Origin of the sequence: Dyadobacter sp. CY345, assembly GCF_021502725.1 — a bacterium.
Classification (GTDB): Bacteria; Bacteroidota; Bacteroidia; order Cytophagales; family Spirosomataceae; genus Dyadobacter.
Genome location: NZ_JAKFFS010000003.1, coordinates 419,753 through 446,434 on the forward strand (window position 1 = coordinate 419,753; position 26,682 = coordinate 446,434).

Genomic DNA, 26,682 nt, shown 5'->3' on the forward strand with positions numbered 1-26,682 from the left:
CACGCAGTTATTCAAAGAACCCAACGCACAATGAGGTCCTACAAATCTCCGTATATTCAAGAATCGTAAATAATCTTCCACCTGTTACAGATAAAGAAAGGCGGAAAATTCAGGACATACTATTTGACTTTATACCAAAATATGTTTCTTGACAGAAGATGAAAAGAATATCATCATTTCTTTGAACACTTTTCCGACAATCAAAAAAGATACAATTCTTTTAAGAGAAGGGCAAAAATCCAATGAAGCATACTTTATATTGAAAGGTGTTATCCGGACTTATTACTTGATTGACGGAGTAGAAAAAACATCCGGATTCTATACGGAAAAGGAAGCTTTGACACCGCACTGTGTCATCAATAAAACACCTTCCGAATATTACATATCCTGTATTGAAGACTCGATAATTACCATTTCAACTCCTGAAATGGAGGTTGAGATTTTTAATAAATTCCCAAAATTTGTATCGCTTTGCAGAGTTTTATTGGAAGAACCGGTAGCAATCGACGCAGGCTCATTTCGCCTGGTTAAGGAATTGTAACGTAATCAGTGAATCACTTGTCTCACGAAGTACGATTTCCCTTCCGTTATATAGTTTTGTCAGTGTATCTCCACAATAGCCAAAGCCTCTGATGCTTCTAAAAAACATAGCATTGTCACGTTTGGACAAATGCTTTTCGCGAGTAAGCCAAACCTGACAGTCTTCACAATTAACCTTTATTGGCTGGGTTATTCTCTTGCATTGGACAAGATAGTCGATTAGGCCCTCAGGTACATTTCGGTATAAAGTTTTCTGTTCCGTCAGCCAGCAGCCGTTTTTACCCAATTTGTAATAACTGCAGGGATCCGGGTAATCGGACTTCATTTGTTTTTCGGATTTATTGCACTTCTGCCCTATGTTACTGCCATATTCATCCACAATTGTCCAGCAAAATTCTTCGTTCAACAATGGTAACGAACCATCACAGGCACAGACCATGGAGATAAATAATATCAGTCCATATAATGAAAATCTGGTATTCATGGAAAAAAAGAGGGTTTATTAGGTGAAAACCGCTAAACTCGACGGCCAAATTTTTCAACTGTAATCAGTTGTCTGCTTTTTGAAGCGGCAAAGTTAGAATGATACAATTGAAATAACGAAAAAGTCATTGAACCAATCGTTAATTATCGGCGTATTCAGGGGAGAAACTGCTTTTTACAAACTGTTTTACAAGCAGGTAATCAATTAAATATATGGACTTACGTACGACATTATCGGTCAACGAGAGCTTTATGGAAATACTCGTAGATTACAAAAACCGTGGAGCGAAGGTGGAAATGATTCTGGACATTAACGGACTGGAACGGGCCGAAGGAATTATCAAGCAAATTTATCCGGACGATCCTAATCCTTATCTGGAACTGCAAGATGGTAGAACTATTGTAGAAAAAACAATCATCGCCATCAACGGCGTTTTCCGTCCTGCATATGCCGGCTGTTAACAGCTGTGGAATAGTCAGGGACTTTATTTCAGCATATCAGGCGCAAGTCGTTCAATTGTGCCGATCCGACACTGAACGACCTACGCCTGATACATTACCATTACCTTATTCGCTTCTCAGTGACGTTACCGGATTCATCAACGCTGATTTTATGGATTGATAGCTGATGGTAAGCGCAACAATAAAAAAGGCAATGAACCCAGCCAGAACAAAAATCCAGAAACTGATCTCCACCCGGTAAGCGAAAGCTTCAAGCCATCGGTTCATCACGTACCACGCCACGGGAGTCGCAATCAGAATAGCTACCACAACCAATTTAATAAAGTCGCTGGAAAGCAACAGGACGATGGTGCGGAAATCTGCTCCCAACACTTTCCGGATACCGATTTCTTTTGTGCGCTGCTCTGCCATATACGTTGCCAGTCCGAGCAGTCCCAGACATGCAATGGCTATGGCCAGGCAGGAAAATGTGGTAAACAACTTTCTGAAAATAAAATCATCCTTATACTGGCGATTAAAATCTTCATCCAGAAAACTATAAAGGAAAGGCCGGTGCGGTTCAATTTCACTCCATACGGCATTAACCTGTTGAATCGTTTTGGTCAGATCTTCTGTCTTCACTTTAATGGATAGATACCGGCTTGCATAAGCCCGGAAAGGCAGGGTGAGCGGTTCGATTTTTTGATGCAAAGAAGTGAAGTTAAAATCTTTCACGACCCCGATCACAACGCCTGATCTTCCCCACTGACTGAATTTTTTACCTACGATCTCCTCCGCGTTTTTATATCCATATTGTTTTGCTGCTGCTTCATTAATAACCAAGGAACTGCTAGAGTCTGCTGGAAAATCTCTGGAGTATGATCTTCCTGCAACGAGCTCCAAGCCAAAGTGGGGTATAAAGTCTATCCCAACCTCAAAGATGGGTTGTCCCATCGTTTTCATTTCGCCATTCTTTGTTTCTATCTCTGTGCCGGCATATGGGAAAAAGCTTCCGGGAACACTTCGTGAAAAAGCGGCTGAAACAATCGACGGGTTTTCTTCCAGCCTTGTTTTTAAAAGCTGCGACTTAGCATTCACGGCCTCATCGTAGTTGTAGTCAATTACCAGCATACTTTCTTTATCGAAGCCTAAATCTTTATCCAGCAAATGATTCATTTGTGTATAGACGATAATCGTTACCGCGATGAGCAGTATGGAAAGACTGAATTGGAAAACCACCAATCCTCTTCTCATATTTGCACCTCCTCTTGACTTGGTCATACCCTTCAATACATCCACCGGACTAAATCCCGAAAGAACCAGTGCCGGATATGAACCCGCCACAAAAGCGATTAACATCATAGCTCCCAAAATGATAGGAATACTTTTCCAATGGATTAAAATGCCTGCTTCAAATTCTTTTCCGGTTAAGTCTGTCATAAAAGGTAAGGAGATCACCACCAGAATTACAGCAGTAATCATCGAAAGGGAAACGATAACAAACGATTCACCTAAAAACTGAGAGATTAAACTGCTTCTGGCCGCACCAATGGATTTTCGAATGCCGACCTCTTTGCTGCGTTCCATAGAACGGGCGGTGGATAAGTTCATGAAGTTGATCATGGCGATCACCAGGATGAACAACCCGATGATAGAGAAGATATACATGTTTGACAGACTTCCGGTTTCTCCCGGCTGACGATCCGCATCAGATTTTAAGTAAACATCGTTCAGCGATTCCAACTCTATGACATATCTTGTTTTTGGGTCTTTGCGTTGCCGCTTTACAAATTCAGGCAGCTTTTGTTTAAAAGCAGCTTCATTGAATTTTTCGTTTACCAGAAAGTAGGTGTAGAAATCAGCATAGTCCCACATATCGAAGACTTCCGGAATCGATTTTTTAAACGTACTCAAAGAAAGGATGGCATTGAATTTAAAATGAGAATTACCGGGAAGATCGGGCATGATACCGGTCACGATGTACTGACCAGCATTTGCTCTCCCTGGCGAATCGCTGCCTTTTAGCGTTTTACCCAATGCATTTTCATTGCCGAAATATTTCCGGGCCGTGCTCTGTGTGAGTACAATGCTATACGGATTTACCAATGCAGTTTTAGGATCACCCTGCAACAAATCCCAACTGAATACATCAAACACGGTTGAATCCATGAAAAATACGCCGTTCTCCTGATACTTTTTATCATCATTGGTCAGCAGAATGTCTGCTCTGCCGGAAAACTGAACTACTTTTTCTATCTCAGGAAACTCGCTTTTAAGTGAAGGTCCAACAGGGGCATTACCCCAAACCCAGGAAGGGCCTTCTTTCGACAAATTTTGGGGATCTTCGGATATTCTCGTTCCATGTGTGACGCGGTAAATCCGATCACGCTTCGTATGATACGTATCGTACGAAAGTTCACTTTGCACAAACGTAAAAATCAGAAAGCAGCAGGCAATGCCTACCCCCAATCCGAAAATATTAATGGCTGAATACGCTTTCTTTTTAATCAGATTTCTCCAGGCAATCAGAAAATAATTTTTATACATGGCATAAGGCGTAAAGGTGTAAGATGATTTAAAATTTCTTAGTAAGGCAGGGCGAAGCAGCTTGAACATTTCCCATGTATAAATTCGTTTTGCTTTCCTTACAGAATACTGATGAAGATTATCCTGAAAAATCTCCTCCATATCTCCTTCAATTTCTTCCAGGTATTCCGTCCGTAAAATGCCGCGCATCAAACGCAATGGCCATTTCGGCGGTTGAATGTTTTCAGGCGCACTCATATCATTTTCAAGTCAGAGGCTGTCAAAGGAATTGATCTCCACAGATCTGCACGTATTGCTCTCATTTCTTCCAACACTTTAAGCGCGTGAGAAGTAGTATGGTAAATGCGTTTGCGTTTACCTCCTCTTTTCAAAGTGGCTTCGCCAAAGGCTGAGGTGAGAAAGCCTTTTTCTTCCATTCTTTTCAGTGCCGATTGAATGGATCCTACACTTAGTTTTTCTTTTAACCGTGTTTCCAGCTCCCGTTTTATCTCCACGCCGTACGCATCGTGCTGTAAGGCGGCTACTGTAAGCAATACAAGTTCTTCGAACTCTCCCAGTTTCGTTTTCTTCATAATCTGCTATTATTCGTAATTGCAGTTAATATAACTACTTTATTTTATTCTTAATTGCAGTAGATATCAATTAAAATGAGATATCTATTACAGTTTACTGAATATCAGCGTTTTAATTTTTGAAAAATATTGTGTTTACAAATGGAATAATGTGATGTTAAGAGTTTTTATTTAACGTAGTTTGCAGGACAGCTGGTGTTCATGTCCGAACCAAAAATCAATAGTACTAAAATGTTTTATAGTTTTGAATGTTAACGTTTTTCTTTACGGCGGCTGAAACGAGGAAAGCTACTGTGTTTAGAAGATGTTATTTTTTAATAAGATAATCGGAAAATTTCCGATTATCTTATTAAATTTGTACATGGACCTTTTGCAGCGAATACGAGATGTTTCCAGCCAGCCGTTGACTCATCAACTGCTGAGCTCGCTTTTGAAAGAGTATAAGCGGCCTAACGACAAAATTCATGAACTGATTTCAGCAGGACTTATTGTTTCCGTCAAAAAAGGGATGTATATGCCCTCTGCCAAGATCACAGATAAACGTACAGAGCCGTTCCTGCTGGCAAATCACATGCTGGGACCAAGCTACATATCTTTTGATACTGCATTGTCTTACTATGGCCTGATCCCCGAACGGGTATTTGAATTAGCATCCGCAACGACAAAAGCTTCCCGGCAATTCGATACCGTGATAGGGACTTTCAGCTTTACACGGCTACCGCTGCCTTATTTTAGCTTCGGTATCCGCCAGTTATTAATCGCAGACAAGCAAAACATTCTTATTGCATTACCGGAGAAAGCATTGTTTGACAAAGTAATAGCCACATCCGGTGTGAAACTGCGAAGTAAAAGTGCGGCCGGTGAATACCTGTTGGATAATTTGAGAATGGATTCAGATTCATTGAAGCAGCTGGATGTTCAAACAATGGAAACGTGGATTGAAGGTTCTCCTAAACAGGAAAGTTTGAAAATGGTGATTAAAATGATCAGAGCATTATGATAAAGGATTGGCTTAATGAGTATAACCCTTCCAACAAAGATGAAACAACACAGGCATTGCGGGAGATTATGCAGGAAGTAGCCTTGGCTGGGTTGTACCGGAAAGGTTTTTTTGAAAAGGCCGCTTTTTATGGCGGAACAGCACTTCGGATATTTTACGGATTAGACCGCTACTCCGAGGATCTTGATTTTTCCCTGTTGGAAGTGGATCCGGATTTTTCCATTAATCCATACCTGCCTGCCATTGTCGACGAATTTGAGGCGCTGGGCATGCATGTGTCGATCAGGGAAAAACAAAAGGCGATTAAAACCAACATTGATTCCACATTCCTGAAATCAGAAACAATCTGGAAAGAACTCGTTCTGGAAAGCGTAGTACCCCAGCAAGGGCTGGGTCAAACAGCCAGTATCAAAATTAAGCTTGAAGTGGATACAGTGCCGCCCCTGGATTTTCAGACAGAGGAAAAGCTACTGCTTAAACCATTTTCCTTTTATGTGAAATGTTTCAGTATATCAGATATGTTCGCAGGGAAGATGCATGCTTTACTTTTCAGAAAGTGGAAAGACAACGTCAAGGGGCGCGACTGGTATGATATGGAATGGTATATCCGAAAAGGAATCGTTTTGGATCTTAAGCACTTTGTGTCAAGGGCCAAAAACAGTGGTGATTGGGACGAAGAAACGATAAGCCCGGGCGCGTTTCAGGATTTACTACATGCCAAAATCGACCATGTTAACTTCACCCGGATAAAGGATGATATCCGTAGATTTATACCTGATGCCCGTGTATTGGATATCTGGAATGCGCAGTATTTTCATGATCTTGCTATGCAGATCAAAGCTAATTCGGAATAAATAGTCCGCTTCCACTCCATGCGACTTTCGTCATGAACGCCCAGTAGAAGATCAATGCGCATTGAATTATATTTTCACCCAGCTGCTCAAGGGTCTTTAAAAACCGGGGAAGTAGTGTTTGTTTCCTGGAATTCATTATTTTGTTTTTTATTATCAACAAATACATATTTATTGTTGATAATAAACAACAGTAAGTGAGGGCCTTTAGTAGTTGCTTTGACAATTCCCAGTTCCGTCGAAAGCGTGAACAAATTTGATACAAAGCCCTTGTTTGAATAGTATCCGTATTTCAGCCGACCTCAGCTCGTTGGTTGGTTTCTTTGACGATTTCGATAACCTCACGGGCATTTAATGGAAAAACGCCGCCAACGCCGCTGTCGTGAAATTTGGTAAATGGCGCTTCAAAAAGCATCATCGGATCAATTCTTCCATTTTGTGTGAGCTGTTTTATTAAGTCATTTACAAATTCAATCTGGATTGAGCTTAAAGGCCCGTTGGATAAAAAGGCTGAAAATGCCCGCTGGGCTGCATTGCTGTCAAGGCCAAGTATAGAGCGTACGAAAACGCCGAGAGGCTTTTCACCCAACACCCTTTTAAATTCTTCGTGGGTTTGTACGCCAGACTCTTCAAAAAGCATTCTGTCCAGATCGTCCAATTCGGCAGCCGTGATGGGCTGGTTGGTATGGAGCCGGTGTATGGTCAGATTATTCTCATTGCTCAGGATAATCTTTTTCAGTTTTGCGTAAAGACTGTCGAAGCTGCCGAAGTTTCCGCTAAAATCATGCGCCATGACCGGAGCTGTAAGCTGATCAGCAAAATTGGTATAAAAAATAACTTTTCCTGAGCTGGGGTCAATAAGTTTACTAAGATCCCGGATTTCAATTCGTACTTTTTCAAGGGCCGACATCGATGTTTGAGCCCAGAATTCCGGCTGAACAATCCTGACCAGGGTTTCTTTTTTACCAGCAATTGTCGGGACAGTTTCAGATTTTCTGAGCAGCTCCGAGGCCATCGTTTTGAGCTTTTCGACATAACCTTCCTGTGCACGTTCGTTTCTCAAAATGGCCAGCTGTAACTTCACCATCATCAGGTCAAACCTCTTTATTCTTTCATCTGTGTCCTCGTTGCGTACCAATGGCGCAACATGCCCGGCAAGTTCGGTAACCTGACTGGATTTAATGTTGGTCCAGGCGTCCGGATTACAGTAATGTTCAACGTGTCGTAAATGCAGCCTTACCTCAAAACCGCTCTGATCGAGATCCACGACTTGTTTATTCAACAATGCTCCAATCGATTTTGCAAGTCTGAAATCTTCGCTTTCCGGTACAGGATCGCCCTGCGTCTGTAATAGGAAAAGAAGCTCAACCCTTGACATAAACGTGTCTTCACTCAGCGATTTTGAGCGGCTTGGGATGATACCTTCGGGGTTCTCTGCAAAAAAATCAAAGGTCTGGCAAACATCAAAAACATAGAAATCCTTTTTATGATTGTCGGGACCAAAAATATCTTTGCACAAACGTGTGCCGCGACCGAGCATCTGCCAGAATTTTGCCGCCGAATAAACCGGCTTGAAAAAAATCAGGTTTAAAATTTCAGGCACGTCAATACCCGTGTCCAGCATGTCGACCGAGATCGCGATTTGCGGATATTTGTCTTTTATCTTAAAGTCAAGAATCGATTTTTCTGCGTTTTTATCATAGTTGTCTATGATTTTCGCAAAATCAGATATGTTTTTATAATGTGGATAAAGTGCGTTAAATCGCTCAAATATAAACTCAGCATGTTTGTGACTGCGGGCGAAAATAATTGTTTTTCCTATTTTTTCATTCCCCTCCACTTTATAACCAAACTCCATAAAGGTTTGTAAAACCTTATCCACCGTATCCTGATTGAAAAGCCATTGATTGATCGCTCCGGAATCAATTTCATCCATGATCTGGCCTGTGACGGGATCATAAAATTTACGCTCCCATTCTCTCTTCTCCTCTTCCGACAAATCGTTATACCGGATGCCCTGGGTCGGGAATTTCAATTGTAGCGGGACTTTTTTTACAGGTGTCAAAAATTCGTCTGCAACGGCTGTGGTATATTCGTAAGCATCCGTCGGCTCTCCCTGCTGATGGTTGAAGAGCGCGTAGGTATCCCGGTCTGTTTCGTTTTTCGGCGTCGCAGTTAATCCCAGAAAGAGCGCATCGAAATATTCAAAAACAGCACCATATTTATCATAGATGGATCGGTGTGCTTCGTCAACGATAATCAGGTCAAAATGCCCGACACCGTAATATTTTTTGCCGTTCCGGTAATCATTGTCAATTTTGTTGATGATTGTCTGATAGGTTGAAAAAACAATACGTGCGTTTCCCTGATCTTCCTCTTTCGTTAAATCTACACCAGTCAGATTGGGCAGATATTCGTTGTAATTTTTCAATGCCTGGGTTATTAACGCATTCCGGTCGGCCAGGAAAAGAATACGCTTCACCCATTGCGTTTTTACGAGCATATCCACTATCGCGGCAGAAACCCTGGTTTTGCCCGTTCCGGTAGCCATCACCAGTAATGCCCTGCGCTGATGGTCGTTTTCAAAACGCTCCGCCACACTCCGTATCGCCCGTTCCTGATAATACCGGTTGGCAATAGACTGATTTATATTTTGGGTACCCAATGCCTGACGTTGATGCCTCCGGATCATAAGCCGCATGAGCTCATCTATATTCAGAAACCCCTGTACTTTTCTTGGCGGATATTGAAAATCGTCCCAGAGGTACGTGTCAAACCCATTGGTGTAGTAAATAACCGGTCGCTGTCCGTAGGTTTTTTCCAGGGCATCGGCATAGTGTTTAGCCTGATTCCGGCCACGTTCCACTCCTGCGGTCGTTCTTTTCGCTTCTATAACGGCCAAGGGTTTTTTGTCTTCGCCCCAAAGCACATAATCCACTTTTAGATTTTTGATTTCGCCGGTTTGTTCTTCTGTGGCATTTACAGCAAATTCCTGAACATCGGCACCTTCAATATCCCAGCCTGCCTGGCGAAGCAGAACATCGATATACAACTTTCTTGTTTCTTTTTCTGATAAAACCTGAGGTGCCGAAACGATACCATTTTGCTGGCTCAACTGTTCATAATACGCCAGTTGGGCTTTCACTTTTTCGAGTTCTTCTTCTTTCTCGCTAAGTGCTGCATTCTTTCGTTCCAGCTCAATGTTATGGAGCGCAGCATCTTTCAGGATTCTTTCAAGTGCTTTTTTTGAAAGCGAATTCCCATCTGCCGGTATCAGGGTTTCATCAAAAGGGACGTAACTGTAAGGATTTTTGGAGAAAGTTCTGACAACGCCCGAACAAAACCGGAACAAATATTTAATGCTGGCCAGTGCTTCCTGGCTTCCAATTCTGACACTTTTATGCGCCGCGTTGTTTCCTGTATTTTTTAAAATAATCAGCTCCCGTCCATATTCCATTCCCCACGAAGCCTGAAAACCCGGTTCCCGAAGCAGGTCGTTCAGATTGAACTGCTCTTTGGCCGGCAGCCGGAGTGAGCTGTCGTTGTCATAAAGCCACGACAGCATTTCTTCCAAAGCCTTTCTACAAAGAAAAGCGGAAACCGTTGGTTCGGTCACCGCATAACTTTCTGCTTTTCTGGCCGTTTCGTATATACCGGCCCATTCATTCGTAAGAAAGAAGAAATTTGAGTTGAGCATCAATCGTCTGTCTAAATTTCAACGGAGAGTAATTTTTCTAATTCTGCCAAATTTTGCCGGCGCGCCTCGTCCAGTTCTTTTATTCTTGAAATGATCACATCCGGTTTGTCGTAAAACTTTTCTTCGTGAACTACCTCCTTATACCGGTTGATGCTAAGATCGTAATTATTTGCTATGATTTCACCAATGGGTACAAAAAATGATCTGTCCGTCCGTTTCCTTTCGGTTTCGTTTGAAAGGTTGCGGAAACGGGCGACGATATCGTCAATGTCACTGACTGATATTTCCTGGCGTTTGTCGTCCAGACTGTATCCGTCTGCCTGCATATCATAAAACCACACGTTATCCGTTCCGCCCGAATCCGTTCTTGTGAAAATCAGAATGGCCGTGCTCACTCCTGCATAAGGTTTGAACACACCCGAAGGCATCGAAATCACAGCCTTCAACTGGTGGCGGTCGCTGATTTCTTTACGGATCTGGATATGCGCTTTGGAAGAACCGAACAAAACACCGTCTGGTACGATCACGGCGGCGCGGCCACCGATTTTCAGGCCTCGCAGCATCAGTCCCAGAAAAAGCAATTCTGTTTTTTTTGAATTTACCTTTCCAAGAATATTTTTTTCAACAGACTCATGGTCCAGGCTTCCCTTAAATGGCGGGTTGGCCAACACCAGCGTCGCCACATCGGTGAAACTTCCGTTCGCTTCCGATAACGCATCCACATCGATCAGGTTTGGGTTTTCGATACCGTGCATCATCATGTTCATCGCGCCGATCCGGATCATGGTGGCGTCAAACTCGGTGCCCATAAACATTTTTTCGTTGAAATGTTTTCTGAAATCCGGGTCTGCGAAACGGTCCTCGTATTTGTGCTGGACATATTCTGCGGATGCAACCAGGAAACCGCAAGTACCGGCCGACGGATCACAGATCACATCCTGCGGCAAGGGTTCCATCATATCCACCATCATTTTGATGATATGGCGCGGCGTGCGGAACTGTCCGTTGGTACCCGCCGAAGCGATTTTCGATAAAAGATATTCGTAAATATCACCCTTGGTATCCCGGTCCGTCATTTTTACATCGCTGAGCAGGTCGATCACCTGCGCCAGAACGCGCGCGGTCGGGATCATGAAGGTGGCGCCTTTCATAAAACGGCTGAAATCATTGGCCGTCCCCATTGTTTTAATAAAATCAAAAACGCCTGCTTCTTTCCGGAAATGCGAGAAAAGATCTTCCGGCTCCCGGTCTTTAAAACGGCTCCAACGCAGTTCTGACTGCGCTTCGGTGTAGATAGGAGACTCGATTTCCTGATGCAGTAAATTGGCTTTGGATTCTTTCGCGGTCTGGATTTCGTCCAGCCTTTTGATGAACAGCAGATACGTGATCTGTTCAATCACGGTAAGCGGATTGGAAACGCCGCCTGTCCAGAAGGCATTCCATATTTTATCTATTTGGGTGCGTTTTTCGCCTGTAAGCATTGTGTTTTTTAAAAGTTATGGCATTACCAGATGACATTTACCAATGACCGGTAGTTTTGAAATTTTTGGTCAATGCTGATAATACCGGCATTTTCGGCAACGGCAGTAGCGATAATCAGGCGATCAAATGGGTCGCGATGATCGCTTATCAATGGGACATTCTGATATTCGAGCAAATGTGAATTACTTATGGGGAGCACTTTAATGTAAGCGTCGGCTATATCCTGAAAAATCAGATTTAAGGGTTTTTGTAAGGAGAGTTTGCCTAATTTTAACTTGGTGGATATTTCAAAGAAGCTAATTGCACTGACATAAATCTGATTGACTGGATTTTCGATAAGTTCTCTTGCATTTGCCGATAACTGCAAATCGCCGTCAATAAACCATAACACAGCATGCGTATCCAACAATAACTTCATTACATATAATCCTTTAAGTCGTCCAAAGGAGCATTAAAATCCTCGCTTAATTGAATCGTGCCTTTTGCTATACCGAATGGGCGTTTTTGTAAAGTTTTTTCAATTTCGTTCACTTCCTCAAATATCACCATCACCTTCGTTTTGGTGCTTGTTTTTGGCTTGCGTTCCAGCACGATCTGACCGTTTTCGTAAACTCCTTCTATCACAGTAAGCATAGCTATGAGCGTTTTGTTCTTTCAAATATACTCAATTATCCCCAAAATAACTGGCCAAAAGACCCTGGAATAAGGCTTCGCTTTCAGCTAAAGATGATTTTGCTTGTTGTTTTTGGGATTCGATATGTTGAACAATTTTTGCATATTCTATTTGCCGGGCAATGTTAGCTAGAAAGATGTCTATATCTTGAAGCTCCTGGGCATTTATGTTAGCCATTCCAACAATACTTTTACACATATTTCTAAGCGTTGCTTTGCCATACCTAGAATTTAAGTACCCCCAGATATACTCTGGAACTGCCTTTTCATTAGTTCGCACTCTGATCAAATAACCAGCAATGGCAACAGGTTCGTCAAAATTGTAAACTGCCGTTTTTCCGACGAGTTCCTTGCTATTCGTTCTGTTGAATACAATATCTCCACGACGAATTACGTATTTGGGGATTTCCGAGTTTTCTAAATTAATGTATTTGATTGATGAGAAATCCCAAAAACCATTGTAAGTTAAATTATTCATTCTCATGTACTTGAACTTACCTGATTCTTCGGCTGGCTTACTTGTCCCATACTTAGCTTCTGTAATTAAATCTCTGATCTTAACTACCTCCCAACCCTTCGGATTCTCCACCGGATCACCAAACATTTCAATAAACGTACTTTGCAGCAACGCGTCATAGTAAGCCAAAAGCTGGCGGTTCTGCTGGCGCAGTGCATCGGCTTTGTCTAAAATGGAGGCGATGTGTTTTTGGGTTTGGAGGTCGGGGAGGGGGATTAGGATCTCATTTATCGACTTAACCGATAAGTGTTTAACCGTAACAAAAGAAGTTGAATTCTCTATCGACTTCAATTTATTTGGAAGACAATAAAGCATATATCTTTCATCGAAATTAAATTTGTCTTTCGATTTTAGCCAGCAAACTCGCTGATTGACAAGAGCTTTACCGCCTTTCCATTCTGCGATTCTAAATTCACCATCCATCGACACTAAGATATCCCCATTGTCAATTACAAACTCATCCCTGTAAGTTGAGCTAAAATAAGTTTCAGTCGTATTCTTCCCAACATCTCGAATCCTTACCAGTGGCATTCCTAACTTATCCGTATTAAATGATTGGGAATCAAATGCAAATCCAGAAACAATATTAACATAATCACCTAACCTAACTTTCTTCCAACTCATAAATAATTGATCAAATAATTTTCCAAGCTCTTTTATTTATTTGAAAGAGCTTAAACTTGTGCAAATGTAGGGTTTTCGGTTTTGGGTTATTGATATGTTTAAGCTATTACTGGTTCGATGAGGTCAATTTTTTTCAATAAGTGGTCGATAGGTGTTCGACTCATTCGGGTGTTCATCACTGATTTTAAAATTGAAGCATAAAGCTGATTATTTTCAGATTTATCAAATTTTGAAGGTATTAATGGTTTCTCATCAATACCAGCTTTTCCTGTCATTAGCGTTTCCTTACCCGAATATGGTTTTTGAGAACTGCTAAATGTTACCAGTAAATCTGCCTGTAAATACATGAAATCATGTGCCTCATCTTCATTCAAACCGACAGGTATGACTTGATAGAACTCGTCAGTAAGTTGCTGAAATGATAACTGTTTCGATTGAATTTGTCTGTAAAAATCTTTGTGTAACGAATTGATATAAGTCAGAAAAAAAAATAAATTGGGCAAAAGGTAGCTGTTTGGTTTAAACATTTTGAGAGCTAGGCGGGAGTGAGCAAATATTTTTTCCTGTTGCCTTAGCGTAATTTTCTTCTTGTCAAACAGGGAACTGGCTATTGAAATGAACGCTTCCGAATCGCGTGAGGTATCTCCATAAGATTGCCTTTCCTCAGTGTCAAAAAAATCAGCAAACGAAAAATATTTAAATAAATAGTTGCAAAATTGCTTCGTATCCGGCTGAGGTATCGAATATTCAATATCTATAAACCTTCTTAAATACTCATCGGCATTGAGTTGTTCACTACCGTAAATCCCCCGAATGGCATGCCCGAGTTGAATTTTATCAATAGCCAAAACAAATACAATTCCTGGAACCGCAAAGAAATGTTTCATTTGCTCCAAAACTTCAACTGCATAACTTGGACGGCAACGGTCTAATTCATCTATGAAAAAGACAACTGGCTTTTTGCTTTCCGTATCTTGCAAATATTCCTCTAACTGTTTCCTGAATTCTTCCAGACTACGTTTCCTTGTAGCATAGCTTTCCACTTCTTTTTCAAGAATTTCAGTTGTGGCTTTTGTTGCACCTTCAATTCCATCTAAAAGTATTTTATTGTCTACATAACGATCAAGCATTGCTTTTGCGAAGGCCGGAAGAACATTTTTTGTCAGTACAGCTCCCTTTTTCAGTAGTGACTTAAACTTAGTTTTATCGTGATCTCCCGTTAAAGTTTTTAATTCTGCAAGGATCGCAACAAGAGGATTACTTTCGAAATCATTTTCCCAAGCATTGAAATACAAGGTTTCAAAACCATTTTTTGCCAGATGTTTCTGCCACATTTTAACAAAGGTGGTTTTCCCTGTTCCCCATTCGTTATTGATTGCGAGTACAAATCCATCTGCATAATTGTTGACAATACTGGTCAAAACGTGAGCGTATTTTTCTCTGTCCAATTTGCAATTAGCAAACGGAGCCTCTTGATTAATTATTAAATCGTTGTGTTTGATTTGCATTGGTTCTGTTTAAAGATATGAAGATTCGGTAAAGTTGAGTTTTAGTTTAGATTTATAGGCAAAATCTAAACTAAAAAAATCCTTAGTTTAGATTTAGGGGTAAAATCTAAACTAAGAAATCACTTAGTTTAGATTTGGGGCCAAAAACTAAACTAAGGAAAAGTTAAGTTTAGTTTTTTGATGCTTCATCAATATTTAGGACAATTCCGGAACCGGAGTGTCTTGGGAGAAAAATTTTGGAATGGTAAAGGCGGCTGTAATGCTGTATCAGATTGGTCTGTTTGCCTGGAAAGTGATGCCGCGTCAGACTTCATTCCCGCTGCAATTCCCTTATATCAGCAATTAAATTTTGAATGGAAGGCAGGCTCAGACCGTTGTAGATTCCCCGTATATGGCGGTTTTTATCAGTAAGAACGAAATTTTCTGTATGCAGAAAAACACTGGAATCCCGTTTTTCGCCTGCATCTTCTTCCACGAAGTAATACCGGCGTCCGAGGTCATAAATTTCACTTCTGCTTCCGGTAAGCAGCACCCACCTTTTGGAATCCACCTTGCGTGATTTTGCAAAAACGCGTAGTGCGGCCACATCGTCCTTATAGGGCATAACGGTGTGAGAAATCAACTGAATATCCTGGTCGTTGGGAAAGCTGTCCTGCAATATTTTCAAATTGGCAGTCATCCGCGGACAAATTCCCGGGCAACTTGTAAAAAAGAAATTGGCAACGCATATTTTTCCATGTTTTTTTCTGTGAACGGCTGTCCTGTATGCGCAGTCAGAGAAAACGGACGGATTTGGTGAAAGTTGTCCGGAACTGTTTTTTCGAAATTAGGGGTAAAATCAGCAGTATTGTAATATGGCAGTTTTCGCGCCTCTGAATTATTTTCAGCGTTTGAACCACAGGAAATGGTTAACAACATGATCGAGGCAGAAAACAGATATTTTATCATGTCAGATCGTTAAAATTGTTCTTATCAACCGACGTCATTGCTGACCTTTTATTTTTTGATTTAGCAGTGTATAACACAAGGCAGACTGCTGTAATCCGTAAGTGTGTCCGTCTTTTGCTACGTAGTTGAGAAAGAGTTTTCCATTTTCCCGCCATCCCTGTTGCAGCCCGTCTTCATGGTCATCTTTAAAATGGGCGAAAAGATAAGGCCGCCCATTTTTATACCACTTTTTCTGCATGCCTTGCCGCTTTTCCTGATCGTAGTTATAGTCAAATTTTAGTGTCTTTCCATCAGGCCAATAACCATAGTGTCTGCCCGTCGCCATGTTACGGATATATTGCCGAACTTCAAACTGACCGCCGGTTTCATGAAAACTTAAATATTGTCCATGCATCATGCCATCCATAACCGACCTGAAATATTTAGGCCGGGAGTTTGGATACAACGCACTGACTACGCCGGTAAATTTTTTATTATCCAAAAAATAAATGCCATTGCGAACTTCAAGTTTCGGCTCGGTTACTGAAATCGTATCTGATAGATCAAGATCTGGCAAACAACTGAATTTGTGTACAACTGTCATTGCTGCCGGAGCTTTGTCCTGATGCAAAAAGCTTGTCGCCGCAATCAAAAAACATCCGGTTACCAGTAAGATCGCATTATTCTGTAAAAGTGCCTTTCGTGCCATAATAGCTACCTGATTTCAGAATATAATAACCTGTATTCAAATAGTTTTCATTCCGGGTATGATAGTGATAGATGCCGTCAGGAAATTCAGTTGTAGCAGCGGTATGACCGTTATAAGCGTCCAGGTTGCTCGGATAAGTACCGTCTTTATCTTTTCTGCCGTACAAAGGAAACCCGTCACGGATAAAGCCTACCAGATTGGCGTCGTCGACCGTAGTATAGGTGCCGGTTACGTGATAATGGTAATTTGCAGACTGCGCAGGGTGTGCGCCGGCACCATCAAAAGAAGTAATTGTACCTGCATCAAGCGGGATACCACCTGCTTCGGTATTATTAAAAATAGGAACACCATTCAATGCCATACCGATAGCGAAAAGTCCCGTGGCTTCATGTGTGGTTGCGGCAGCCGGTTTAGCAGGGATGGTCATGGTATAATTCTGAATACCTATTGTACCGTTGGGATTAGTCTGATGGCCTATTGGAAATGGTTCATACATAGCACTGCTAGTACCCCAGTAGGGTGACTTATGGTTTGGCCGTCCATCGCTTGTGATTACCAGATTATCGCCACTGGTCGTAACGGTGGCACTGCCTGCAAATTTTGCCTTAGCCACCGTAGTTATGTCAACACCTGACATTACGATCGGTTCGGTAGTATCTTCGTCGTTATTTTTGCATGCCAATAGTCCAAGCAAGAGCATTGGCAATATCATCTTTTTCATACTTTAAGCTGTTTAGTGTGTGTATTAATTTCAATTATTGAGCGTCACTCTACGATAAATTTAATGTAAAGAGCTCATTAGCTTTACTATGACTTATCTTGTAGGGGAATGTCACATATCGTCGGCAATATGGCGCGCTCAACTTCAATTATGCTAAAAAAAATTGTGCAGCCTCAAACTTACCTTATGTGGAATAAGTGTTGACGCTGCACAAAATAGAAGAGATTATAGCTTACCCGGTTGTTTACAATAAATAATCCAATCCGAATCTACCAGGGACATTCGCTTTCCGGAAAATATTCTTCACTGAAATACTTGCCCGTTGGCCCGTCCTGGCCGATTAATGCATATTTAGCAATGCGTTCTCCCGCTTCTTCCACGGTACTTGTACCCTGATGTCCTGTGAAATCTGTTTTCGTCCATCCGGGACAAACTGCGTTGACTTTAAAGGAAGTGTCACGGAGGGCATGGGCAAGATTAACCGTGTACATGTTAAGTGCCGATTTACTGGATTGGTATACTGCCAGCTTGGTATCGTATCCGGGATTGGAAGTATCTGCTGCCAGGCTGAGCGAAGCCATGGCAGTGCTCACATTTACAATTCGCGGTTCCTGCGAATTTTTAAGAAGATCAATGAATGCCTGCGTGACCCGGACTACACCGAAGACATTGGTTTCATAAACAGTTTTAAATTGATCAATCGTTGCATCAAGCGCAGATTGTGGAAATCCACCTGACACACCTGCATTATTGACTAATATATCCAGAACCTGTGTTTTACCTCCGATTATCTCATGGGCAGCATTAACCGAATCCTGATTGCTGACATCCAATTGTATTGCTTCAACGTTGTCGATGCCGTCGGTTTTAAGCTTTTCTACGGCGGCAAGGCCACTTTCCAGATTCCTGGCTCCTAAATAAACGAAAAATCCGTTTTGTGCAAGTTTTCTGACAACTTCCAAACCTATACCCTTATTTGCTCCTGTTACTAATGCTGTTTTCATCTGATTGTTTATTTAAATCTAACAAAGCAAAAGTAGCTGACAAGAAATTTGTGAAGGTGGACAAATCATTTTAATTACTGGACAAATCATGATGATCCGCCAGAAATGCGCTGACGCTCTTGCCCGTATTTTTCTTAAACAGCCGGGAAAAATAATCAGGATCGTTAAAACCAAGTTCGTAAGCCAGTTCTTTAACAGACAATGTAGAATATTGAAGCTTCCGTTGAGCCTCGAGCATAAGCCGGTTTGTCATCCATTCTTTTGGAGAAACACCTGAAAATTCTTTCACGACGCCATAAAGACTGCTTGTGGTCATGGCTAGTTTTTCTGCAATTGTGTGCACATCGTGCTGCTCGGTCAGATGTGTTTCCACAGCAAGTTTAAACGCAATGTATTTGGATAACTTAGAATTTGGTGTGACGTGATGATCGCTTTGCTCAAAATAAGCACTGTTAATCTCGGTCAGCAGCGTATTAAAATGTGCTAAAATGATCTCCGTGCTTTTTGGCTTTCCAGGCGTATGAAGCAGGTGGAATAGATGTGAAAAAATCGACTTTACGCGTTCCCTTGCATCCATATTAAAAGTTATCTTATTTGTATTAAGCGGGTTTAACAGGAAGGGAAATGAATTAGGAAGCAGCACCAGAATATTTTCATCAAAGGCAATTTTGTAATTTAAGTTTTGACCGCTTTTAGCAGGATTCAGGAAAATCTGATTGGGGAGCCCAATGATCATCTGGCCATCGGAAATATCAATATCTTTTAGATCAACTTTGTATGTTTCCGAACCTTGTGCTAAGAAAACAAAAGAATAATGAGCCAGTTTGTGTGGCCTCAGAAGTTTTTTTAAAATGTCATCCGGTAAGCCAATCTTGCAATTCTCATTCACCGTCAATGATAATTTATCATGGTGTTTGATCTTTTCTAATAATCCCGTAGTCTCTTGCATTTGGTCGTCATTTTCTAAACAAAGATGATAAAAGAAATAGAGATGCCTTCTGGTTATTTTATTAAGTCATAAATAGCCATCTTATTCGGCTTAAATACCCCTTAAATAAGAAATCTGTTGATCGTAACTTTGGTGAATAACAATCTGAAAAGATAAGAAAAATGAACGATATTAATAAGACCATCGCAGAACTTGAATTTGCCCAGATCGGATGGGTCGTGCCGGATATTTATGTCGCTTTGAAATTCCTTTCAGGTGTCATGGGTATCGCAGGCTTTCCGGAGCCGGAACACGTTCGTGCGCAGGATTTAGACATGCATTATCACGGAACAGTTGTGGCAGGTGAATGGCTCACAACCCAAACTTTTAACGGCGGTTCCTTCATCGAACTTGTTCAGCCTCTTTCAGGTCAAAGCATGTTTCACGATTACCTTGAAAAGTACCCTGCCGGGGGCACTCAGCACCTCGCATTTAGGTTGCCAGTCAGCGATTTTGAAAAAGTTACCAGCAATTTGCGCGAGCAAGGTTATGCCGTTATTAGTGAAGTCGATCATCCAATTGCAAGAATGATTTTCTTTGATACATATCAAACGCTGGGTGTCGCTATCGAAATTATGGGCATTACTCCGGAAGGCTGGGAAGCCATTGAAAAAATGAAAACCCAGTGATAAGAATTTTAAACGGACTATTCCGTTGGCGTCTTACCGAATTTTTTCTTAAAGGAATGCGAAAAATGAGACAGGCTTTCAAAACCCAGGTCTAAGTAAATAGCAGATGGTTTTTTATGTTTATTTTCGATCAGATGCTTTGCTTCGATCAGTCTTTTTTCAAGGAGCCAGTGACGTGGCGGCATACCAAATATTTTTTGAAAATCGCGTTTGAATCCAGCCAGACTTCTCCCGGTAAGTGCTGCGAACTTTTCTACCGGGATGTTGTAGTGGAAGTTACTGAGCATAAATCTTTCCAGATCCATCTTGTAAGGTTCAGAAAAGTCGAACAGATATTCCTGTAATTCCGGCATTGAGTAAAGTAAAAGATGAACAGCTTCCCTCACTTTAAGCATGCCCATTGAACGGATAATTTTTTCCTCCGGATTGCGGACATACGGAAGAATAGACTGGAAGAAAGCTTTAAGATATTCGTTTCCGGGAATTAGAATATTCGGTGGACCCGTATACTTGCTTCCCGTCTCAATCTGTTCTTCCAGGGCTATCTGCCTGAGCAGGTTTTCCTGCAACCTGATTACAATGGTCTGGTATTGATTGTCTTCCAACGGAGTTTTAGTAATTTCTGCCAGCTGATTTTTTTGTATCAGCAGCATTTGACCGCGCCTCATGGAAATTTTTTCACTGGAAGTTTCCATTGAAAAACTTCCTGAAACCTGCAATACCAAAGTGGTGTGTTCCAGGAATGCCACTTTTTCTTTTCTCTTGGTTGAGAGATAAGAAAAAAAGATCACTCCCGGAAGGATTTCATTAGGATTCGTCATGAAGTAAAGATATCAAAAACGAGATGATGTTGGGCACTACCTCTGAAGGTAAGTGTCGCCCAAAATTTTACCGGCGGAAAAATGGTCATTAAGTGTACGAATTTCAGCGGGCGTAAACTGGATCTGCATTGCCTGCATATTTTCCGGTAACCGTGATCTTTTGCTCATGCTCACCAAAGGCATAATATGGTCGCCTTGAGCATTGACCCAGGCGATCGCGAGTTGTGTTGGGGAATATCCCTTTTCGTTGGCCATTTGTTTCAATAAATCTACTTTTTCCAGATTTTTGATCAGATTTTCTCCCTGGAAACGTGAGAAATGATTTTGGTAAGCGTCAGCAGGAAGCGGCGATTTCATTTGGCCGGTCAATAATCCTTCGGCGGTATTGGCAAACGCCACGACACCGATACCCAGCGCTTTGGCCGTCGGAAGCAGATCATTTTCAATCTGACGGTCGGCAAGTGAATAGGCGATTTCCAACGCAGTGACAGGATGAATACTATTTGCTTCGCGCAGCTGATCGGCGGTAATTTCTGAGACACCCAAATGCCTGACCTTTCCCTCTGTGATCAAATCAGCAATTGTTCCAATCACATCTTCCACAGGGACGCTGCCATCAAGTCTGCATGGCTGATAAAGATCAATGGTATCAATTCCGAGGCGCACCAGAGAATAATTGATAAAGTTTTTGATAGCAACAGGGCGCAAATCCAGCCCTATCCATTGGCTATTATAAAAAATAGCTCCAAATTTGACACTTATAAACGCGTCGTCCCGCCGGCCTTTAATGGCCTTGCCTATCAGCATTTCATTGTGGCCGCTGCCGTAAAAGTCTCCTGTGTTTAAAAAATTGATACCATTGTCCAGTGCTTCTCGCATGGTAGCAATACTTTCAGTTTCGTCGCCCAATGCGCTTCCCCAGACTGGCGACATGCGCATGCAGCCAAGGCCTAGTTTAGATACAAGTGGTCCGTTTACTCCCAGATTTATTTTTGTTATCGTTGTCATTGCTGTTGTTTTTATAAATTTAACGATACAAAGGTGGTCGATGGGCTCCGTAATAATTTTCCTCTACGGCTCAAATAACTTGTCTGTACGGCTCAGTTGATTTTAGGCGGTAGGCAGGAGGTTATTTCCTTTTATTACAGAGTCATCTAGTCCATCATTGAGACTGAAATTCAGCTATTTGACAATCTGCGAATGGGGTAGTGATATTGATTGCGTTATATTCTACGTTAGTTTTTTTGCTGAGATTATTTGTTTTAATAAAAGTGCAACATTAGTTAACCTAATATCAGGAACCGAATATTTTGAATCCGAAAAGCTGAATGAAGAAAGAAATATTTATTAATGGCAGCTCGGTCAAAGATATAGCGACTTTTTATGAAGAAATTAATCGCATATTTATGTCGAAAGAGGATTGGACGTTAGGCTGTAGTCTGGATGCGTTCAATGATTTGTTATATGGAGGATTTGGGATAATAAAGGGTAAGGAACCAATAAAACTGGTCTGGCTTGATTCGAACCAAAGCAGGGAAGCGCTTGGCTATCAAACAACTAAACTTTACTATGAAGAAAAACTGAAACCCAATTCTCGTTTCAATAAAGAAATGTTTCAGGAAAAACTGGCGGCTCTGGAAAACGGGACAGGGGAAACTTATTTTGATATAATATTATCAATCATTTCCGAACATGAAAATATTGAGCTGGATTTGAAATAAATGCATTAAGGCAGAGAAATTATAACAATTAAATCAGGCAGGCTCAGATAATATCTCTTAGCCTGCCTATTTTAGTTAGTTGATTAATCCGGCTGCTGAGGATAATTGATCATCCAGTTTATTCCGTATTTATCCTGAAAACTTCCAAAATAATCACCCCAGAAAGTATCCTCCAAAGCCATTTCAATGGTGCCTCCTTCCGACAATCCTGCAAAAAGACGATCGGCCTCTTCTCTGTTTTCTGTAAATACAGATATGTAAGAATAGTTGCCGATTTTTAATGTATGTCCCATAGAAGGCACAATATCAGATGCCATCAACACATCATCTTTGCCAATCGGGAGAGAAATATGCATAAGACGATTTTTTTCGTTGTCAGCCAGCTCTTCAGCGCCCGGCATATCTGACATGCGGCTTATCATTAAAAACTCTCCACCAAAAACAGATTTGTAAAAATTGAAAGCCTCCTCCGATTTTCCATCGAAGTTAAGGTAAGTGTTTATTTTCGGCATGACTAAAAGATTAATTTGGTTTTATTAGCTTAAAACTATGATCCAAAATTAAAATACCTGTCTGTTTTTTATAACCCTCAAAACGGACAACAGCAGGGGGGAGTCAGGACAAATATTACCTAAGGAATTTTTCCAGATTAAGTTTTACGCAGTGATCGACAAGCGACAAGCCTGTTATTTGTCTAAAAATCTATCTGGATGTGTTATTATAAAAAAACCAGCTTCATTCATAACCTCATTACAAAGCGAAGAGGCCAGTCGAATGCCTAGGGAAGACCACCAACCGCAGACGGAGAAAAGCTCCGACCCGTTCGTAGCTAATTTTCCATGGTTAAGGTATAAGATTACCAAAGCGTTAAATAATAGCAGTGTAGTTTAAAAACTAAAAAGGGTAATCGGAATATTTCCCGTTACCCTTTTCAGATATTGCTGTTCCAAATGTAATAAAAACGTTGATTAAGTGGTTGCTGAGGAAGCTGTAAGATTTGCCATCTTTCCCCAATCAAATTCTATAAATTATTAGTTTATACAAGGCTGCCCATCTTAGAGTCAGTCTGTATCACTTTTAACAGTAGTTCTTGAGTATTTAAACTTATAAGATCGATCATGGATATGCAATAGATATTTGCAAGCTTGCTTAGGCAACTTAGAGAAAGGTCAGTTCTTCCTGATTCTTTCTTGCTGTAAGCAGCCTGACTAATTCCAATTTGAAAAGCAACAAACTCCTGGGAGTATCCATATATCTCGCGTAACTTACGGACTTTAAGACCCATCAAGTTCATCGTAAAAGGACTTGATGTATTATTTACGCTAACTGAGTTCATAGTGTTCATGACCTTAAGTATTTTAATGTAGCTTCTGAGTTCTGATTCAAAGAAAGCTACTGTGGAAGCCTTTTTATAACTATTTCGACTGATTTATAACGGTTTTCGATCAATAGCCATAAAAATATAGATGAATACACTAAATCAAGCGATGAATAAAACAATACACTGCTTTATCATTGACGACGAGCCGGATGCAAGAGAGCTACTAAAAAAGTTTATTTCCCGCGTGCCTTACCTTGAACTAGCCGGGGAATTTGGCAATGCAGTGGATGCTTTGTTTCAAGTTCAGGTTAGTAAACCTGAACTTATTTTTCTCGACGTTGAAATGCCGGAAATGACCGGATTTGAGTTTTTGAGGGCTATGCAGGGGCACAATCCCAAGATTATTATGGTCACAGCTTATCCGCAATATGCAGTGGAAGGTTTTGAATACCATGTAACAGACTATCTTCTGAAACCTGTATCATTCGAACGTTTCATACGCGCTGTTAATAAAGTGACAGAACTGTTACCCGCGTTTTCCAGTGAAAGCTCTCCTTCAAAATCTTATAACGCCAATACTTTAGAAGCGGAAAGAGTTTTGAACCAACAAAAAAAAGAAACAAATTCGGGGAGAGATTTCCTGCTTATCAAAGAAGATAAAAAACTTGTAAGGATTATCGCCGACGAAATTGTGTTGATAGAGGCAATGAAAGACTATATAAAAATTCATTTGCCGCAGCGAACCATTATCACGCACAGTACTATGTCGAAAATGGAAAGTATGCTGCCAGAAGGCAGGTTTTTAAGAATCAACCGGTCTTTTATTGTTCGAATTAATGCAATCAGAGAAATTGATGGTAACCAGATCGTAACGACAGACAGCAAAAAGGTTGATATCGGGATTACCTACAGGGAAATTGTAATGGAAACATTGAAAAAATAAACAATTCTGATCCCAAATGCTGAAGATGGCCCGTTTGAGGAGTTTTGCATTTACAAAAAAAAATCTTTATCGGATCATACCGCATGGTTTGTTGATAATCCTTACGTGGATTATTGGCAAATACCTGGCAGTGGGGCCGTTGACAAAAGACAATGCCTTTGTAACAAATTTCCTTTGCGTTCTCTTTTTTGCTCAAACTATCACTATTTACTATTTCCTAAGCGTTTTTGTATTTCCAAGATTTCTTTATCAAAAGAAAGTCATCCCCTTTTTAATTTGGCTTCTGGTGAGCTTTCTTATCATTTACTGGACAAATTATGCCTCAATAATCAAGCTTTATCCATATAGCGATAAGTTTGATCTGACTAATAAAACGCAGGAAACCTGGGTAAAAAATGTTTATGGTTATATTAAAAACAATGGCTGGTTTGGATGTTTCACGGATCAGAAGATAGCTTTTTGGAATTACAGTTTCAGCTTTGGAATTGTAACTTTCTATTTATGTGTTAAGGCATTTGCTGATATTTTGTTTATCCAGACAAAAAACCTGATCCTCGAACGTGATAACCTGGCCCTGGAGCTGGATTTCTTAAAGTCGCAGATCAATCCTCATTTTCTTTTTAATACGCTCAATAGCATTTATACCAGAACAGTTGATGTTGATGAACAGGCCTCGGACCTTGTCTTGAAACTTTCAGACCTTATGCGATATAGTTTGTATGGCGTGAATGAAGAAAAAGTGCCATTGAAGGAAGAGCTCGAATATATTGAAAACTATCTCGAGTTGGAAAAATATAGACACCCTCAGAATCTTGTTGAGATTTCCTTTGCTATGGATGGAGACGTTGCAGGTCTGAAAATCGCACCACTTTTACTAATCTCATTTGTTGAAAATGCATTTAAGCACGGTGTCAATCTGAGTCGAAAATCATCCTACGTCTATGTATCTGCCGTTATTGAAGATGATATATTATATTTTACAGTACAAAACAGTTTACCCGATCGTGTCAAAAGTTTTACGGTCGGGGCTTCAATTAAAAAATCCGGTGGAATTGGTCTCGTCAACACCCGGAAGCGATTAAATCTCCTCTATTCAAGTCGTCATGACCTTAACATTCGTCACACCGCTGATGAGTATGAAGTTATGATGGGAATCAGACTCGACAGGGCCTGAGCTTTGACCTATCGACGAATCAACCAACCCAATTTCCTCCCAGTTGGTCGAAAAACGTATACCCACAGGTCTAAATAAGTTGAAATCGGGAACCACGTCCAATAAATTTGATTCATCAACCAGCGGAAATGGTTCTGCTGATATACGTTCATTTTATTATTCAACCCATTCAACCCAAAGAAACGATGCAAACCAAATCAGCTACTCCCGTTATTACTTCTTCCCGTCTTGTTTTGAAAAAAGAAAGACTGGTAAATCTTAGCGCTTCAAACAATGGTAAGAAACAGCCGGATATCACAACAATGAGTTCATTCTTATACTAATAAAAGGGATAGCTTTCTCACTATTATATGTATCGCTGTATTCTGATTAATCGATGGTGGCTAGCTGACAGCCTTTTAGAAAAATATATTCGCCGGACGTATTGTCTTGACCTGGTTTGGTCAGGGGCATACTCGGAGGAAGCGCTACAAATGCTAAAATCGGATGATTATGACCTGGTTTTTGCCAGTTTGCCATCGCCGGACCGTATCATTACAGAAGATATGTTATTTGAATTCCGAAGACAACAATCCTTAGTGATCACTGCCTCGTATCCGGAGTATGTTTTTACCGGATATGATTTAAATCCTATATGTTTTTTAAAAGAACCTTTTCCGATGGCCAACTTTCAGTCGGCCATCGGAAAATTTCAAAATCTGGTATCTTGTAGTTAGGTCAGCATTTATGCTTTGCTGAGTTTACAAATGACAAGATATATCTGTTACTTAGTGGTGATAAACTTCAAACG

General features: G+C 40.9%; 29 protein-coding genes. 10 read left to right on the plus strand and 19 right to left on the minus strand.

The features are described 5' to 3' along the window. Nucleotides 1-148: 148 nt before the first annotated feature. Nucleotides 149-541 carry a cyclic nucleotide-binding domain-containing protein gene (locus tag L0657_RS15650; protein ID WP_310588287.1) on the plus strand — a complete coding sequence of 131 codons (393 nt, stop codon included), beginning with the start codon at nt 149-151 and terminating at the stop codon, nt 539-541. On the opposite strand, the gene L0657_RS15655 is transcribed toward L0657_RS15650, so the two are convergent. After that, nucleotides 515-1,024 carry a hypothetical protein gene (locus L0657_RS15655; RefSeq protein WP_235151722.1) on the minus strand — a complete coding sequence of 170 codons (510 nt, stop codon included), beginning with the start codon at nt 1,022-1,024 and terminating at the stop codon, nt 515-517. The two genes, L0657_RS15650 and L0657_RS15655, sit on opposite strands and share 27 nt — an antisense overlap. A 251-nt stretch (nt 1,025-1,275) precedes the next feature. Here L0657_RS15655 and L0657_RS15660 point away from each other — a divergent pair, with 251 nt between their 5' ends. Then, on the plus strand, nt 1,276-1,485 hold the full coding sequence (locus tag L0657_RS15660) for a hypothetical protein (protein WP_235151723.1): 210 nt from the start codon (nt 1,276-1,278) through the stop codon (nt 1,483-1,485). 105 nt (nt 1,486-1,590) lie between these two features. On the opposite strand, the gene L0657_RS15665 is transcribed toward L0657_RS15660, so the two are convergent. Together L0657_RS15665 and L0657_RS15670 are read right to left on the minus strand one after the other, a co-directional pair. After that, on the minus strand, nt 1,591-4,248 hold the full coding sequence (locus L0657_RS15665) for an ABC transporter permease (RefSeq protein ID WP_235151724.1): 2,658 nt from the start codon (nt 4,246-4,248) through the stop codon (nt 1,591-1,593). Continuing rightward, the gene (locus L0657_RS15670; RefSeq protein ID WP_235151725.1) at nt 4,245-4,583 is read right to left on the minus strand and encodes a PadR family transcriptional regulator; all 339 of its coding nucleotides are present in this window, start codon (nt 4,581-4,583) and stop codon (nt 4,245-4,247) included. Before L0657_RS15670 ends, L0657_RS15665 begins: the two co-directional genes overlap by 4 nt. Before the next feature lie 361 nt (nt 4,584-4,944). Between L0657_RS15670 and L0657_RS15675 the strand changes: the two genes are divergently transcribed. Next, nucleotides 4,945-5,583: a hypothetical protein gene (locus L0657_RS15675; protein ID WP_235151726.1), complete on the plus strand. Its 639-nt coding sequence runs from the start codon at nt 4,945-4,947 to the stop codon at nt 5,581-5,583. Then, on the plus strand, nt 5,580-6,437 hold the full coding sequence (locus L0657_RS15680; RefSeq protein ID WP_235151727.1) for a nucleotidyl transferase AbiEii/AbiGii toxin family protein: 858 nt from the start codon (nt 5,580-5,582) through the stop codon (nt 6,435-6,437). Before L0657_RS15675 ends, L0657_RS15680 begins: the two co-directional genes overlap by 4 nt. Nucleotides 6,438-6,726: 289 nt before the next feature. On the opposite strand, the gene L0657_RS15685 is transcribed toward L0657_RS15680, so the two are convergent. The 12 genes from L0657_RS15685 to L0657_RS15740 all read right to left on the minus strand — a co-directional run bounded on the left by L0657_RS15685 (nt 6,727) and on the right by L0657_RS15740 (nt 19,244). Beyond that, the gene (locus tag L0657_RS15685) at nt 6,727-10,131 is read right to left on the minus strand and encodes a DEAD/DEAH box helicase family protein (protein WP_235151728.1); all 3,405 of its coding nucleotides are present in this window, start codon (nt 10,129-10,131) and stop codon (nt 6,727-6,729) included. 11 nt (nt 10,132-10,142) lie between these two features. Beyond that, nucleotides 10,143-11,612 (minus strand): class I SAM-dependent DNA methyltransferase, encoded by a 1,470-nt coding sequence (locus L0657_RS15690; RefSeq protein WP_235151729.1) that lies wholly within the window; start codon nt 11,610-11,612, stop codon nt 10,143-10,145. A gap of 23 nt (nt 11,613-11,635) precedes the next feature. Continuing rightward, entirely contained in the window at nt 11,636-12,031 is a 396-nt protein-coding gene (locus tag L0657_RS15695) for a type II toxin-antitoxin system VapC family toxin (RefSeq protein ID WP_235151730.1), read from the minus strand. Continuing rightward, a complete protein-coding gene (locus L0657_RS15700; protein ID WP_235151731.1) occupies nt 12,031-12,246 on the minus strand; it encodes a DUF2281 domain-containing protein in 216 nt (71 codons plus the stop codon). The genes L0657_RS15695 and L0657_RS15700 overlap by 1 nt, the downstream gene beginning before the upstream one ends. Before the next feature lie 31 nt (nt 12,247-12,277). Then, nucleotides 12,278-13,426 (minus strand): restriction endonuclease subunit S, encoded by a 1,149-nt coding sequence (locus L0657_RS15705; RefSeq protein WP_235151732.1) that lies wholly within the window; start codon nt 13,424-13,426, stop codon nt 12,278-12,280. 98 nt (nt 13,427-13,524) lie between these two features. Then, on the minus strand, nt 13,525-14,934 hold the full coding sequence (locus L0657_RS15710; protein ID WP_235151733.1) for a P-loop NTPase fold protein: 1,410 nt from the start codon (nt 14,932-14,934) through the stop codon (nt 13,525-13,527). Between the two features lie 310 nt (nt 14,935-15,244). Beyond that, nucleotides 15,245-15,664: an SCO family protein gene (locus L0657_RS15715; RefSeq protein WP_310588293.1), complete on the minus strand. Its 420-nt coding sequence runs from the start codon at nt 15,662-15,664 to the stop codon at nt 15,245-15,247. Beyond that, entirely contained in the window at nt 15,610-15,882 is a 273-nt protein-coding gene (locus tag L0657_RS15720; protein ID WP_235151734.1) for a hypothetical protein, read from the minus strand. Before L0657_RS15720 ends, L0657_RS15715 begins: the two co-directional genes overlap by 55 nt. A 34-nt stretch (nt 15,883-15,916) precedes the next feature. After that, nucleotides 15,917-16,570 carry a toxin-antitoxin system YwqK family antitoxin gene (locus L0657_RS15725; protein ID WP_235151735.1) on the minus strand — a complete coding sequence of 218 codons (654 nt, stop codon included), beginning with the start codon at nt 16,568-16,570 and terminating at the stop codon, nt 15,917-15,919. Beyond that, on the minus strand, nt 16,542-17,291 hold the full coding sequence (locus L0657_RS15730; protein WP_235151736.1) for a YHYH protein: 750 nt from the start codon (nt 17,289-17,291) through the stop codon (nt 16,542-16,544). Before L0657_RS15730 ends, L0657_RS15725 begins: the two co-directional genes overlap by 29 nt. A 269-nt stretch (nt 17,292-17,560) precedes the next feature. Next, nucleotides 17,561-18,295: an SDR family oxidoreductase gene (locus tag L0657_RS15735; RefSeq protein WP_235151737.1), complete on the minus strand. Its 735-nt coding sequence runs from the start codon at nt 18,293-18,295 to the stop codon at nt 17,561-17,563. Nucleotides 18,296-18,365: 70 nt separating this feature from the next. After that, complete coding sequence (locus tag L0657_RS15740) at nt 18,366-19,244, minus strand: AraC family transcriptional regulator (protein ID WP_235151738.1); 879 nt, start codon at nt 19,242-19,244, stop codon at nt 18,366-18,368. A gap of 161 nt (nt 19,245-19,405) precedes the next feature. On the opposite strand from L0657_RS15740, the gene L0657_RS15745 reads away from it, so the two are divergent. Then, entirely contained in the window at nt 19,406-19,912 is a 507-nt protein-coding gene (locus L0657_RS15745; RefSeq protein WP_235151739.1) for a VOC family protein, read from the plus strand. A 17-nt stretch (nt 19,913-19,929) separates the two neighbouring features. On the opposite strand, the gene L0657_RS15750 is transcribed toward L0657_RS15745, so the two are convergent. Then, entirely contained in the window at nt 19,930-20,733 is an 804-nt protein-coding gene (locus L0657_RS15750; RefSeq protein ID WP_235151740.1) for an AraC family transcriptional regulator, read from the minus strand. A gap of 36 nt (nt 20,734-20,769) precedes the next feature. After that, nucleotides 20,770-21,741, minus strand: a complete 972-nt coding sequence (locus L0657_RS15755) for an aldo/keto reductase (protein WP_235151741.1) — start codon at nt 21,739-21,741, stop codon at nt 20,770-20,772. 320 nt (nt 21,742-22,061) lie between these two features. Here L0657_RS15755 and L0657_RS15760 point away from each other — a divergent pair, with 320 nt between their 5' ends. Then, a complete protein-coding gene (locus L0657_RS15760; RefSeq protein ID WP_235151742.1) occupies nt 22,062-22,454 on the plus strand; it encodes a barstar family protein in 393 nt (130 codons plus the stop codon). 83 nt (nt 22,455-22,537) lie between these two features. On the opposite strand, the gene L0657_RS15765 is transcribed toward L0657_RS15760, so the two are convergent. Both L0657_RS15765 and L0657_RS15770 read right to left on the minus strand, forming a co-directional pair. Next, nucleotides 22,538-22,966, minus strand: coding sequence for a VOC family protein (locus L0657_RS15765; RefSeq protein WP_235151743.1), 429 nt, complete (start codon nt 22,964-22,966; stop codon nt 22,538-22,540). 524 nt (nt 22,967-23,490) lie between these two features. Next, nucleotides 23,491-23,799, minus strand: coding sequence for a helix-turn-helix transcriptional regulator (locus L0657_RS15770; RefSeq protein ID WP_310588288.1), 309 nt, complete (start codon nt 23,797-23,799; stop codon nt 23,491-23,493). Between the two features lie 142 nt (nt 23,800-23,941). Here L0657_RS15770 and L0657_RS15775 point away from each other — a divergent pair, with 142 nt between their 5' ends. The 4 genes from L0657_RS15775 (at nt 23,942) to L0657_RS15790 (ending at nt 26,608) form a co-directional block, all read left to right on the plus strand. Further along, nucleotides 23,942-24,718 (plus strand): LytTR family DNA-binding domain-containing protein, encoded by a 777-nt coding sequence (locus L0657_RS15775; RefSeq protein WP_235151744.1) that lies wholly within the window; start codon nt 23,942-23,944, stop codon nt 24,716-24,718. A gap of 16 nt (nt 24,719-24,734) precedes the next feature. After that, nucleotides 24,735-25,892 (plus strand): sensor histidine kinase, encoded by a 1,158-nt coding sequence (locus tag L0657_RS15780; protein WP_235151745.1) that lies wholly within the window; start codon nt 24,735-24,737, stop codon nt 25,890-25,892. A gap of 185 nt (nt 25,893-26,077) precedes the next feature. Continuing rightward, complete coding sequence (locus tag L0657_RS15785) at nt 26,078-26,215, plus strand: hypothetical protein (RefSeq protein WP_235151746.1); 138 nt, start codon at nt 26,078-26,080, stop codon at nt 26,213-26,215. Between the two features lie 27 nt (nt 26,216-26,242). Beyond that, nucleotides 26,243-26,608, plus strand: a complete 366-nt coding sequence (locus L0657_RS15790; RefSeq protein WP_235151747.1) for a hypothetical protein — start codon at nt 26,243-26,245, stop codon at nt 26,606-26,608. Nucleotides 26,609-26,682 lie beyond the last annotated feature (74 nt).